This window comes from Candidatus Protofrankia datiscae (assembly GCF_000177615.2).
GTDB classification, from domain to species: Bacteria; Actinomycetota; Actinomycetes; order Frankiales; family Frankiaceae; genus Protofrankia; species Protofrankia coriariae.
Map to the genome: position 1 here is coordinate 2586541 of NC_015656.1, position 12950 is coordinate 2599490.

A 12950-nucleotide genomic window follows, 5' to 3' on the forward strand; every position below is an offset into this window, starting at 1 on the left:
TGCCACGTCCGGCCGTGGCACGGCCGGTCCCTGGTCCCAGGCCCCACGCTTGGCCTGGCCCCGAGCCTGGTCCCGTCCCCAGAGCAGAGCGCGAAGGATTCCCACGATGGCAGACCGTCTCGTCGTGCGCGGCGCGCGAGAGCACAACCTGCGTGACGTCGACCTCGACCTGCCGCGGGACTCACTGATCGTCTTCACCGGTCTGTCGGGTTCGGGCAAGTCCAGCCTCGCGTTCGACACGATCTTCGCCGAGGGGCAGCGACGGTACGTCGAGTCGCTGTCGGCCTACGCCCGCCAGTTCCTCGGCCAGATGGACAAGCCTGACGTCGACTTCATCGAGGGCCTGTCACCGGCGGTCTCCATCGACCAGAAGTCGACCTCGCGCAACCCCCGTTCCACCGTGGGGACGATCACTGAGGTGTACGACTATCTGCGGCTGCTGTTCGCGCGGGCGGGCCGGCCGCACTGCCCGACATGCGGCCGGCCGATCTCCCGGCAGACCCCGCAGCAGATCGTCGACCGCCTGCTCGAGCTGCCCGCGGGTACCCGGTTCCAGGTGCTGGCCCCGGTCGTGCGGGGACGCAAGGGCGAGTACGTCGACCTGTTCGCGGAGCTGCAGGCCAAGGGCTTCGCCCGGGTGCGCGTCGACGGCGGCGTCCACGCGCTCACCGACGTGCCGAAGCTGGAGAAGCAGCGCAAGCACACCATCGAGGTGGTGGTCGACCGGCTGGCGGTGAAGGCGTCCGCCAAACAGCGCCTGACGGACTCCGTCGAGACCGCGCTCGGCCTCGGCGGCGGTCTGGCACTGGTCGACTTCGTCGACCGGGACCCCGCCGACCCCGACCGCGAGCGGATGTACTCCGAGCACCTGGCCTGCCTGTACGACGACCTGTCGTTCGAGGAGCTCGAGCCGCGGTCGTTCTCCTTCAACTCCCCGTACGGCGCCTGCGCGCACTGCTCGGGCCTGGGCACCCGCAAGGAGGTCGACCCCGACCTGGTCGTCCCCGACCCGTCGCTGTCGCTGGCGGCCGGCGCGGTCGCCCCCTGGTCGGCCGGCCACAACAAGGAGTACTTCACCCGGCTCCTCGAGGCCCTCGCCGCCGACCTCGGCTTCCGGATGGACATCCCCTGGGAGGGGCTGCCGGAACGGGCCCGCAAGGCGGTGCTGTACGGGCGGGGCGAGACCGAGGTCCAGGTCTCCTACACCAACCGCTACGGCCGCTCCCGCCAGTACTACACGGCCTTCGAGGGCGTCGTCTCCTTCCTTCAGCGCCGCCACCGCGAGGCCGAGTCGGACAGCAGCCGGGAGCGCTACGAGGGCTACATGCGCGACGTCGCCTGCTCGGCCTGCCGCGGCGCCCGGCTCAAACCCGAGTCGCTGGCGGTGACGCTGAGTGGCCGGTCGATCGCCGAGATCGCCGGCATGGCCATCGGGGAGTGCGCCGGGTTCCTGCGCACCCTCGAGCTCACCGCGCGAGAGCGCACGATCGCCGGCCGGGTGCTCAAGGAGATCGACGCGCGGCTGGCGTTCCTGCTCGACGTCGGCCTCGACTACCTCTCGCTGGACCGGGCCGCCGGCACCCTGGCCGGCGGTGAGGCGCAGCGGATCCGGCTCGCCACCCAGATCGGCTCCGGGCTGGTCGGCGTCCTCTACGTGCTCGACGAGCCCTCGATCGGGCTGCACCAGCGGGACAACCGCCGTCTCATCCAGACCCTGGTACGGCTGCGGGACCTCGGTAACACCCTGATCGTCGTCGAGCACGACGAGGACACGATCCGGGCCGCCGACTGGGTCGTCGACATCGGCCCCGGAGCCGGGGAGCACGGCGGGAAGGTCGTCGTCTCCGGCTCGGTGGACGCGCTGCTGTCCGCGGAGGCCTCGCTGACCGGGGCGTACCTGTCCGGCCGCCGTGAGATCCCGGTGCCCGACATCCGGCGGCAGCCGACCAGGGGCCGCGCGCTGACCGTCCACGCCGCCCGGGAGCACAACCTGCGCGAGGTGACGGTGTCATTCCCGCTCGGCTGCTTCGTCGCGGTCACCGGCGTCTCCGGTTCGGGCAAGTCGACCCTGGTCAACGACATCCTCGCCACGGTGCTCGCGAACAGGCTCAACGGCGCCCGGGAGGTGCCGGGCCGGCACCGCACCGTCACCGGTGTCGAGCATCTCGACAAGGCCGTCCGGGTCGACCAGTCACCGATCGGGCGCACCCCGCGCTCGAACCCGGCCACCTACACCGGCGTCTTCGACCACATCCGGCGGCTGTTCGCCGAGACCACCGAGGCCAAGGTCCGCGGCTATCTGCCCGGGCGCTTCTCGTTCAACGTCAAGGGCGGCCGGTGCGAGGCCTGCGCCGGCGACGGCACGATCAAGATCGAAATGAACTTCCTGCCGGACGTGTACGTGCCGTGCGAGGTCTGCCAGGGCGCCCGGTACAACCGGGAGACGTTGGAGGTCCATTACAAGAACCGCAGCATCGCCGAGGTCCTCGACATGCCGATCGAGGAGGCCGCGGAGTTCTTCGCCGCCGTTCCCGCGATCGCCCGGCACCTGCGCACCCTCGACGACGTGGGGCTGGGCTACGTCCGCCTCGGGCAACCGGCGCCGACGCTGTCCGGTGGCGAGGCGCAGCGGGTCAAGCTCGCCGCCGAGCTCCAGCGGCGCTCCACCGGACGCACCGTCTACGTCCTGGACGAGCCCACCACCGGGCTGCACTTCGAGGACATCCGCAAGCTGCTCGGGGTCCTCGGCCGGCTGGTCGACGCCGGCAACACGGTGATCGTCATCGAGCACAACCTGGACGTCATCAAGACCGCCGACTGGATCATCGACATGGGGCCGGAGGGCGGCACCGGCGGCGGCCGGGTGGTCGCCGAGGGGCCGCCCGAGACGGTCGCGGCGATCGAGGAGAGCCACACCGGCCTCTTCCTGCGGGAGATCTTCGGGCAGCGCCTGGACACGGCCCAGGGCAACGCCATGGCGCTGCCTCCGGCCACGGCATCCTCGGCGAAAACCCCGGCCGCGCGGGGGGCCGTCTCAGGTCAGCGGTCGCCACGCACCCCACTGCGCCCCGCCGCGGATGCCGTGGCGGGATAGCCCCCGCGGCGGGTTCGCCGTCAGCCGCCCGCGAGGTCACGGGCGGCTGACGGGGAGGGCTCCGTCGGGGGACGGGGGATCAGTTCTCCAGCAGGTTCGCGAGGACGGCGTCCAACTCCTCGGCGGCGCGTTCCTGCCCGCGGGGAACGACCCGTTCGGTCGCGTCGAGGAACGCCCGGGCAGCGTCCATGCTCAGTCGGACGGCGGAGTGCAGCTCACCAGCGGTCAGATCGAGACGAATACAGCCACGCTCGGGTTCGGGGGTGATCCGCACGTCGCCGGTGCCGGTGGGCACGTCCAGCCCGGCCCGCAGCGCGTCACGCAGTACCACCCACGTCCCGCGGGGCAGCGCGGGGTGATCAGGTCGGGAGATGAGCTCCAACGTCACCGCGAGCGGGTCGGCCCGTCGCCAGTTCACCTGCAGCACGGTCAGCCGCCCGCGGGAAGGTGCGTCATCGACGACCAATTCGGTGGTCACGTCCTCCACCTGCATCCGTCGTGCCTCCTTCGTCGTCTTGCGACGCTGTGCACCGCGGTATCGAGGGTGACAGCCAGTCAGGCAAGACGCCACCCGGAAAGCGTGGCGGGACCTGTTCGGGACCAGCCGGGACAAGGCCGGCACCGACACTGCGGGACCCTGGCCGGGGAGGTCGTCATCTCGATGTCGTGGGGAAGGCGTCTGTCGACTCCGCCGGCCGTACAGGGCCGGCCGGCTCCGTCGATCATATCGGCCCTGTTCCGCCGGCCGCGCTTCGCCCTGCTGGCCGTGCCTCACCAACCAGGCTTCCCCCGGCCGGCCGGAAGCGCGCCCACGTCCGGCCCACCACACCCATCCGCCACCGAGCGTCCGACGGATCATGCTTCGCACACCGCTCATGGTCTTCGAGCATGGACCCTTGCACCGCTTCCCGCCGGGCGCGGTGAGCGGGTGTCCGCGAGCTGTGAGATATGCCTGCCCGCGTTCACCGCCGGGCGCGCTCGCGCCCCAGGTCACGGCCACCCCGCACGGTTAAGTGCTCAGCGTGGTGAAATGGTTACGTGGAGGTGTTGTTCTGTGCCGATCCGGCTCGCCGTAGGCTCGGTTCATGGCTGATCCGGCGTCCTACCGTCCCGCGCCGGGATCGGTTCCGGAGACCCCGGGGGTGTACCGGTTCTTCGACGAGCACGGCCGTGTGGTCTACGTGGGCAAGGCGAAGAACCTGCGCGCCCGGTTGTCGAACTACTTCACCGACATCCACAACCTGCACCCCCGCACCCAGCACATGGTGACGACCGCGAGTTCGGTCGACTGGACCGTCGTATCGACCGAGGTCGAGGCCCTTCAGCTCGAGTACACGTGGATCAAGGAGTTCGATCCCCGCTTCAACGTCCGATACCGGGACGACAAGAGCTACCCGAGCCTCGCCGTCACCCTGTACGAGCAGTTCCCGCGCCTGCAGGTGATGCGCGGCGCCAAGCGCCCCGGCGTCCGCTACTTCGGCCCCTACGCCCACGCGTGGGCCATCAGGGAGACGCTCGACCTGCTCCTGCGCGTCTTTCCGGCGCGCACGTGCAGCACGGGGGTGTTCAAACAGGCCGCCCGCATCGGCCGTCCCTGCCTGCTCGGCTACATCGACCGCTGCTCGGCGCCGTGCGTCGGCCGGGTCGACGCCGCCGAGCACCGCCGCATCGTCGAGGATTTCTGCGACTTCATGTCGGGTCAGACCGGCCGCTACATCCGCCGGCTCGAGCGCGAGATGGGCGAGGCCGCGGCCGAGCAGCGCTACGAACAGGCGGCCCGGCTGCGCGACGACATCGGCGCGCTGCGCCGGGCGATGGAGAAACAGGCGGTCGTCCTGCCCGACGGCACCGACGCCGACGTCGTCGCGTTCGCCCAGGACGAGCTCGAAGCCGCCGTGCAGATCTTCTACGTCCGCGACGGGCGGGTCCGGGGCCAGCGCGGCTGGGTCGTGGACAAGATCGAGGACCTGACGACGGGGGAGCTGGTCGAGCAGTTCCTCACCCAGGAGTACCTCTCCGACAGCACGGGCGCCTCTCCTGCCAGCGCCGGGGCCAGCGCGCCGTCCGCGGGCGCGGGCCGGGTGGGCACCGGGGTGACGAACGAGATCCCGCGGGAGGTGCTCGTCCCGCAGCTGCCACCGGACACGGAGGTGGTCGCGGACCTGCTCGGCATCGCCCGCGGCGGCCGGGTCGACCTGCGGGTCCCCCGGCGCGGGGACAAGCGCACCCTGATGGAGACCGTCGAGCACAACGCCAGGCAGGCGTTCGCCCTGCACCGCATGCGGCGGGCCAGCGACATCTCCGCCCGCAGCCGGGCGCTGTCGGAGCTTTCCGACGCCCTGGGCCTCGCCGACCCGCCGCTGCGGATCGAGTCGTTCGACATCTCCAACCTGCAGGGCACCGAGGTCGTCGCCAGCATGGTCGTCTTCGAGGACGGGCTGCCGCGCAAGTCGGAGTACCGGCGGTTCGCCATCCGCGGGGTCGACGGGCAGGACGACGTCGCGAGCATGCACGAGACGATCACCAGGCGGTTCAGCCGGTACCTCGCCGAGAAGGCCCGGACCGGGGAGTTCGCGGGCCTGCCGGACCTCGCGGATCCCGTCGGCGGCGCCGACGCCCCGGACCCGTCGGACCCGTCGGGCGCACCGGCGCCGCCGGGCTCCCCCGAGGCGGCCACGCCGGCCAGGCCGGCAGCCGGGGCAGGGTCCCCCGGCACGGCGCCAGGGGCTGCCAGCGCCGCGCTGGACCCCACCACCGGCCGGCCGCGGCGCTTCGCCTACCCCCCGAACCTCGTCGTCGTCGACGGTGGCCCACCGCAGGTCGCCGCGGCGCGCCGGGCCCTCGACGCGCTCGGCATCGACAGCGGCCCTGGCGGGGTCGCCCTGTGCGGGCTGGCCAAGCGCCTGGAGGAGGTCTGGCTGCCGGACGAGGAGGATCCGGTGATCCTTCCCCGCACCAGCGAGGCGCTGTACCTGCTGCAGCGGATCCGGGACGAGGCGCACCGGTTCGCGATCACCTACCACCGGCAGAAACGCTCGAAGAGCATGGTCCGTTCGGCCCTCGACGACATTCCCGGCCTCGGGGAGACCCGCCGCAAGGCGCTGCTGCGCGCCTTCGGCTCGCTCGCGCGGATCCGGCAGGCCACCGTCGAGCAGATCGCCGAGGTGCCGGGCATCGGCCGGCACACGGCCCGGGCGATCGTGGACGCGCTCGCTCCCACCAGCCCCGGCGGCGCGGACGCCACCCCGGGCGCGGTCGACCCGTACACCGGAGAGATCCTGGACAGTGCGGATGCCCCGCCATCCGTGACCCAGGCAGGCACCCCCGCGCCATCCACGACCGCCCGCGCCACCGCCCCTGACCCCGGTCCCGACGCCACACAGACACGGGGTGTTCCCACATGACCTCCGCCGCGCCACTCGAGCTCGCCATCATCACCGGGCTGTCCGGAGCCGGCCGCAGCACCGCGGCCAAGTGTCTGGAGGATCTCGGCTGGTTCGTCGTGGACAACCTGCCGCCGGCGCTGCTGGCCACCATGACCGAGCTCGGGCTGCGTTCCCAGGGTGCGGTCAACCGCATCGCGGTGGTCGTGGACGTCCGAGGCCGGGCGTTCTTCTCCGACCTGCGCGCGACCCTGGACGCGCACTCCGCCCGCGGCATGCACCCGCGGGTGCTGTTCCTGGAGGCCGCGGACGAGACGCTGGTGCGCCGGTTCGACCATGTCCGCCGGCCGCATCCGCTGCAGGGCGACGGCCGGGTGGTCGACGGCATCAGCCGCGAGCGCACGTTACTGGCACAGCTGCGCGGCGAGTCCGACCTGGTGCTGGACACCACCGACCTCAACGTCCACGAGCTGCGCACGAAGATCGACGCAGCGTTCGGCCAGCCGTCGGGGACCAGGCTGGCCGCGACGGTGGTCTCCTTCGGCTACAAGTACGGTCTTCCGCTCGACGCCGACCTGGTGGCCGACTGCCGGTTCCTGCCGAACCCGCACTGGGTGGCGGAACTGCGGCCGTACACCGGCCGTGACCCGCAGGTGCGTGACTACGTCCTCGAGCAACCCGGGGCGGAGGAGTTCGTCGAACAGTACGCGGCGCTGCTGCGGCTGGTGGGGGAGGGATATGTGCGTGAGGGCAAGCGGTATCTGACGCTCGCGGTGGGCTGTACCGGCGGCAAGCACCGCAGTGTGGCAGTGGCCGAACAGCTCGCCGGGCGGCTCGCCGGGGACGGCGTCGGCGTCCGGGTGGTGCACCGTGACCTGGGGCGCGAGTGACCGTCATCGATCAGGCGCCGCTGCCCGGCCCCGCGGTGGTGGCCTTTGGCGGGGGGCACGGGCTGGCCGCGTCCCTGCGGGCGCTGCGGCGCATCACCCACCACCTCACCGCGGTTGTGACTGTGGGTGACGACGGGGGTTCGTCGGGTCGGCTGCGGGCCGAGTTCGGCGCGCTGCCCATGGGCGACCTGCGGATGGCGCTGGCCGCCCTGGCCGGCCCGGACACCTGGTCGTCCACCTGGGCGGAGCTGTTCCAGCACCGGTTCGGCGGGGACGGGCCGCTGGCCGGGCACGCCGTCGGCAACCTGGTGCTCACCGCGCTCGCCGAGCGGCACGGCTCCCCGGTGGACGCGCTCGACCTGGCCGGCAGGCTGCTGGGGGTGGCCGGCCGGGTACTGCCGCTGTCCGACGACGGCATCGACATCGTCGCCCGGGTCGCCGGCCTCGATCCGGCCGACCCGCACGCCACGGTGGAGGTCCGCGGCCAGGCGGCGGTGGCCACCACGGCCGGGCGGGTGGTGAGCCTGTGTCTGCAGCCGGCCAAGCCCGCAGCCTGCCCGCAGGTGCTCACCGCGATCGACACCGCCGAGTGGATCGTGTTCGGCCCGGGGTCGCTCTACACCAGCGTGCTGCCCCACCTGCTGGTGCCCGAGATCACCGACCGGCTGCTCGGCTCGCCGGCCCGCCGGGTCATGGTGCTCAACCTGGTGCCGCAGCCGGGTGAGACCGAGGGCTACCCACCGGAGGAGCACCTGCGGGTCATCGGGACACACGCGCCGGAGCTGGCCCTCGACGTGGTGATCGCCGATCCCGACGCGGTGCCCGACCCGGTCGCGCTCGCCCGCGCCTCGGCCGAGCTGGGGGCGCGGCTGCACCTGGTGCCCGTCGCTCATCCCGGCGAACCGCGGCACGACCCCCGACGGCTGGCCACCGCGTTCGAGACGGTGTTCGGGCTGACGCCGGGCAGCCGGCCGGGGCGGCCGGGGCGGCCGGGGCGGCCGGGGCGGCCGGGGCGGCCGGGGCGGGAAGAGCATGCAGGAAGAACAGAGATCTTCCGATCGGGCCCCGGGCCCTCGACCGGCGCCGCGTCCGGTGGCGCGCGGGCAGGCGCCGGGCGGCCGGTCGGGAACGACGAGCTTGTCAGCGACGAGGCGGCATCGACCGGTGGGACGCGCGGTGGCCCCGCCACCGCCGGCCGGTCGCGTGAAGGTGAGGAATGATTCGTGTGGCTGCAATGACCGCCACCGTCAAGGACGAGCTCAGCCGGTTGCGGGTGGCCAAGCCGTGTTGTCGCCGCGCGGAGATGGCCGCGCTGCTGCGTTTCGGCGGCGGGCTGCACATCGTGCGCGGCCGTATCGTCGTCGAGGCCGAGCTCGACGCGGGTGCCACCGCGCGGCGGCTGCGCCGGGAGATCGCCGAGGTCTTCGGCTTCCCGTCCGGTATCGCGGTGCTCGCCGCCGGCGGGCTGCGCCGGTCGGTGCGTTACATCGTCCGGGTGGAACGCGACGGTGAGCAGCTCGCCCGGTCGACCGGGCTGCTCGACCAGCGGGGCCGGCCGGTGCGCGGGCTGCCGCCGCAGGTCGTCACGGGCGCGTCCTGTGATGCCGCGGCGGCGTGGCGCGGGGCGTTCCTGGCGCACGGCTCGCTGACCGAGCCGGGCCGGTCGTGCTCGCTGGAGATCACTTCGCCGGGGCCGGAGGCGGCGCTCGCGCTGGTCGGCGCGGCCCGGCGGCTGGGGGTGGCGGCCAAGAGCCGGGACGTGCGCGGGGTGGACCGGGTGGTGATCCGGGACGGGGACGCGATCAGCGCGCTGCTGACGAAGATCGGCGCCCACGACAGCCTGCTGGCCTGGGAGGAGCGTCGGATGCGCCGGGAGGTGCGGGCGACCGCGAACCGCCTGGCGAACTTCGACGACGCCAACCTGCGCCGTTCCGCGCGGGCGGCGGTGGCGGCCGGGGCCCGGGTCCAGGCGGCGTTGAAGATCCTGGGGGACGACGCGCCCGGTCATCTGCTCGCGGCCGGCCGGCTGCGTCTGGAGCACGCGCAGGCGTCCCTGGAGGAGCTGGGCGCGCTCGCGGACCCGCCGTTGACCAAGGACGCGGTGGCCGGCCGTATCCGGCGGCTGCTCGCGCTGGCGGACAAGCGGGCGCACGCGCTCGGGCTGCCGAACACCGAGGCGAGTGTCTCTCCGGATCTTCTCGAGAACGCCTAGCGAACGGGCCACCAACTACGCGATCATGGTCTTTCCGTGCTGTCGCGGATGCGGAGCTCGGCGCGTCAGCGGTGCCGGCTGGTATATCCTTAGCAATACTAAGTAAAAGGGATATTACCGTCTCCGCCGGGATGGCCGGATGGGGCGATCAGACGGCAACTAGACGGCTACCACCGGCTATCAGGTGGCAGTCGGATAGAGATGTCGTGGCAATCGGGTGACAGCCAGGTGACGGCAAGGTGGCACCTGGGTGGCACCTGGGTGGCGGTCAGGTGGCGGTCAGGTGGCGGTCGGATGACGACCGGTGGCGACGATCGGAAAAGCAGCGGCCGGCCGGCGGAGCGCGATCATCGGCTCCGCCGGCGCAACCGTCGGCCCCGCGGGCCCTGACCACGTCGGTGAGAGCATGCTTCTTCTCTCTGACGCAGGCCCGAAAGGCCCGGCACACGCCAGGATGGTCCGCGAGGGAACGCGGCAAGGAGGAGATATGGACAGCTTCGGCAGCACAGGTCATCTCAAAGTCGGTGACCATACGTATACGATCCGCCGGCTGGACGCGGTGCCCGGAGCCGACCGGCTGCCCTACAGCCTGCGCGTCCTGCTGGAGAACCTGCTGCGCACCGAGGACGGTGCCAACATCACGGCCGATCATGTCAACGCGCTCGCGTCATGGGACCCGGCCGCCGAACCGAGCCAGGAGATCCAGTTCACACCGGCTCGGGTGATCATGCAGGACTTCACCGGGGTGCCGTGCGTGGTCGACCTCGCCGCTATGCGCGAGGCCATGGTGGCCCTCGGCGGGGACCCGGCGAAGATCAATCCGCTGGCGCCCGCCGAGCTGGTGATCGACCACTCGATCATCGCGGACGTCTTCGGTCGCGCGGACGCCTTCGCCCGCAACGCCGAGCTGGAGTTCGGCCGCAACCGTGAGCGCTACCAGTTCCTGCGGTGGGGCCAGGCGGCCTTCGACAACTTCACCGTCGTCCCGCCGAACACCGGGATCGTCCACCAGGTCAACCTGGAGTACCTCGCACGGGTGGTCTTCACCAGGGACACCTCCGACGGCCGGCTGGCCTACCCGGACACGCTGGTCGGCACCGACAGCCACACCACGATGATCAACGGGCTCGGGGTGCTCGGCTGGGGTGTCGGCGGCATCGAGGCCGAGGCCGCCATGCTCGGCCAGCCGGTCAGCATGCTCATCCCGACCGTGGTCGGCTTCAAGCTCACCGGCGAGCTCGTCCCCGGCACCACCGCCACCGACCTGGTCCTCACCATCACCGAGAAGCTGCGCCAGCACGGTGTGGTCGGCCGTTTCGTCGAGTTCTACGGCGAGGGCGTGAGCAACGTCCCGCTGGCGAACCGGGCCACCATCGGCAACATGAGCCCCGAGTACGGCTCGACCTGCGCGATCTTCCCAGTGGACGCGGAGACACTGGCCTACCTGCGGCTGACCGGCCGTCCCCAGGAGCAGATCGACCTGGTCGAGGCCTACACCAAGGAGCAGGGGCTGTGGCACGATCCCGGCCACGAGCCGGTGTACACGACCACCCTTGAGCTCGACCTGTCCACGATCGAGCCGTCGCTGGCCGGGCCGCGGCGCCCGCAGGACAGAGTGCCCCTGCGTACCGCCAAGACCGCCTTCCGCACGGCGCTTACGAACTACGCCGGCTCCTCCGCGACCGCCCCGGCCGCGCTGGTCAACGGTGGCGCGGACGAGGCCAGCGCCGAGTCCTTCCCCGCCAGCGACCCCGCGGCCGCGTTCGCGGACAAGGCCGGCGACGCGCCCGTGTCGTCCAACGGTGTCGCCGGTGACGTCGCCGACCGCCCGTCCAACCCGACCCGGGTGACGCTCGCGGACGGCACCGGCTTCGAGATCGACCACGGTGCGGTCGCGATCGCCGCGATCACCTCGTGTACGAACACCTCCAACCCGCAGGTGATGATCGGCGCGGCGATCCTGGCCCGCAACGCCGTCGAGCGCGGCCTGACCCGCAGGCCGTGGGTCAAGACCACCCTCGCCCCGGGCTCCAAGGTCGTCATGGACTACTACGAGCGTGCCGGGCTCACTCCGTACCTGGACAAACTCGGCTTCAACCTGGTCGGGTACGGGTGCACCACCTGCATCGGCAACTCCGGCCCGCTGCAGGAGGAGATCAGCCAGGGTGTGAACGACGGTGACCTGGCGGTGGTCAGCGTCCTGTCCGGCAACCGCAACTTCGAGGGCCGGATCAATCCGGACGTCAAGATGAACTACCTGGCGTCCCCGCCGCTGGTCGTCGCCTACGCGCTGGCCGGCACGATGGACATCGACCTGACCAGCGACCCGCTCGGCACCGACAGCGCCGGCAACCCGGTCTACCTGCGGGACATCTGGCCGAGCGAGGCCGAGGTCGCCGAGGTGGTCGGCGACGCGATCCGCTCGGAGATGTTCACCGAGGACTACGGCGACCTCACCGGGGACAAGCAGTGGCAGTCGCTGCCTACCGGCGACGGGGGCGAGGTCTCCCAGACCTTCGCCTGGGCCCCCGACTCGACCTACGTCCGCCACCCCCCGTACTTCGAGGGGATCTCGGCGACGCCGGCGCCGCGCCCGGACATCGTCGGCGCCCGGGTGCTGGCGCTGCTGGGCGACTCGGTGACCACCGACCACATCTCGCCCGCCGGCTCCATCAAGCGGGACTCGCCGGCCGGTCGCTATCTCGTCGAGCACGGGGTCGACCCGAAGGACTTCAACTCCTACGGCTCCCGCCGGGGCAACCACGAGGTGATGATCCGCGGGACGTTCGCCAACATCCGGCTGCGTAACCGGCTCGTGCCCGGCGTCGAGGGCGGGGTCACCCGCTACCTGCTCGACGGCGAGCAGTTGGCGATCTACGACGCGGCGCAGAAGTACGCCGCCGCCGAGGTGCCGCTGGTCATCCTCGCCGGCAAGGAGTACGGCTCGGGCTCGTCGCGTGACTGGGCGGCCAAGGGCACGGCGCTGCTCGGCGTCCGCGCCGTGATCGCCGAGTCGTACGAGCGCATCCACCGCTCCAACCTGATCGGGATGGGGGTCCTGCCGCTGCAGTTCCCGCCCGGGGAGTCGGTCACCTCGCTCGGCCTGACCGGGGAGGAGACGTTCACCATCGTCGGGCTCGCGGACGTCGACGAGCGGACCGCCACCCTCACCGTCCAGGCGGACGACAGGCGCTTCGACGCGGTCGTGCGTATCGACACGCCAGGGGAGGCGGAGTACTACCGCAACGGCGGCATCCTGCCTTACGTTCTGCGTTCGCTGCTGGTCCAGTAGCACGCGACCGGGCAACGGGGCCCGGGCTGTCACCGCGCGCCGCGCGGGCGGGGGCGGGCGACGGGTGCCGGGACCGGTG

General features: G+C 72.0%; 7 protein-coding genes. 6 read left to right on the top strand and 1 reads right to left on the bottom strand.

Annotated features, from left to right (window positions below; translation table 11 throughout):
• Positions 1-106 precede the first annotated feature (106 nt).
• Positions 107-3094 (top strand): excinuclease ABC subunit UvrA, encoded by a 2988-nt coding sequence (uvrA, locus tag FSYMDG_RS10625; protein WP_013873509.1) that lies wholly within the window; start codon positions 107-109, stop codon positions 3092-3094.
• Between the two features lie 79 nt (positions 3095-3173).
• Here uvrA and FSYMDG_RS10630 read toward each other — a convergent pair whose 3' ends face one another.
• The gene (locus tag FSYMDG_RS10630; RefSeq protein WP_013873510.1) at positions 3174-3587 is read right to left on the bottom strand and encodes an SsgA family sporulation/cell division regulator; all 414 of its coding nucleotides are present in this window, start codon (positions 3585-3587) and stop codon (positions 3174-3176) included.
• Between the two features lie 592 nt (positions 3588-4179).
• Here FSYMDG_RS10630 and uvrC point away from each other — a divergent pair.
• The 5 genes from uvrC (at position 4180) to FSYMDG_RS10655 (ending at position 12871) form a co-directional block, all read left to right on the top strand.
• Positions 4180-6498, top strand: a complete 2319-nt coding sequence (gene uvrC / locus FSYMDG_RS10635) for an excinuclease ABC subunit UvrC (protein WP_013873511.1) — start codon at positions 4180-4182, stop codon at positions 6496-6498.
• Positions 6495-7367, top strand: coding sequence for an RNase adapter RapZ (gene rapZ, locus FSYMDG_RS10640; RefSeq protein WP_013873512.1), 873 nt, complete (start codon positions 6495-6497; stop codon positions 7365-7367). Before uvrC ends, rapZ begins: the two co-directional genes overlap by 4 nt.
• Positions 7364-8587 carry a gluconeogenesis factor YvcK family protein gene (locus tag FSYMDG_RS10645; RefSeq protein ID WP_013873513.1) on the top strand — a complete coding sequence of 408 codons (1224 nt, stop codon included), beginning with the start codon at positions 7364-7366 and terminating at the stop codon, positions 8585-8587. Before rapZ ends, FSYMDG_RS10645 begins: the two co-directional genes overlap by 4 nt.
• A complete protein-coding gene (whiA, locus tag FSYMDG_RS10650) occupies positions 8584-9579 on the top strand; it encodes a DNA-binding protein WhiA (protein ID WP_013873514.1) in 996 nt (331 codons plus the stop codon). Before FSYMDG_RS10645 ends, whiA begins: the two co-directional genes overlap by 4 nt.
• A 487-nt stretch (positions 9580-10066) precedes the next feature.
• Positions 10067-12871 (top strand): aconitate hydratase, encoded by a 2805-nt coding sequence (locus tag FSYMDG_RS10655; RefSeq protein WP_013873515.1) that lies wholly within the window; start codon positions 10067-10069, stop codon positions 12869-12871.
• Positions 12872-12950 lie beyond the last annotated feature (79 nt).

What these genes read in the sequence shown, in the direction of transcription:
- uvrA (WP_013873509.1), top strand. Translation starts at nt 107, where the DNA reads ATGGCAGACCGTCTCGTCGTGCGCGGCGCGCGAGAGCACAACCTGCGT.
- rapZ (WP_013873512.1), top strand. Translation starts at nt 6,495, where the DNA reads ATGACCTCCGCCGCGCCACTCGAGCTCGCCATCATCACCGGGCTGTCC.
- uvrC (WP_013873511.1), top strand. Translation starts at nt 4,180, where the DNA reads ATGGCTGATCCGGCGTCCTACCGTCCCGCGCCGGGATCGGTTCCGGAG.
- FSYMDG_RS10655 (WP_013873515.1), top strand. Translation starts at nt 10,067, where the DNA reads ATGGACAGCTTCGGCAGCACAGGTCATCTCAAAGTCGGTGACCATACG.
- FSYMDG_RS10630 (WP_013873510.1), bottom strand. Translation starts at nt 3,587, where the DNA reads ATGCAGGTGGAGGACGTGACCACCGAATTGGTCGTCGATGACGCACCT.
- whiA (WP_013873514.1), top strand. Translation starts at nt 8,584, where the DNA reads ATGATTCGTGTGGCTGCAATGACCGCCACCGTCAAGGACGAGCTCAGC.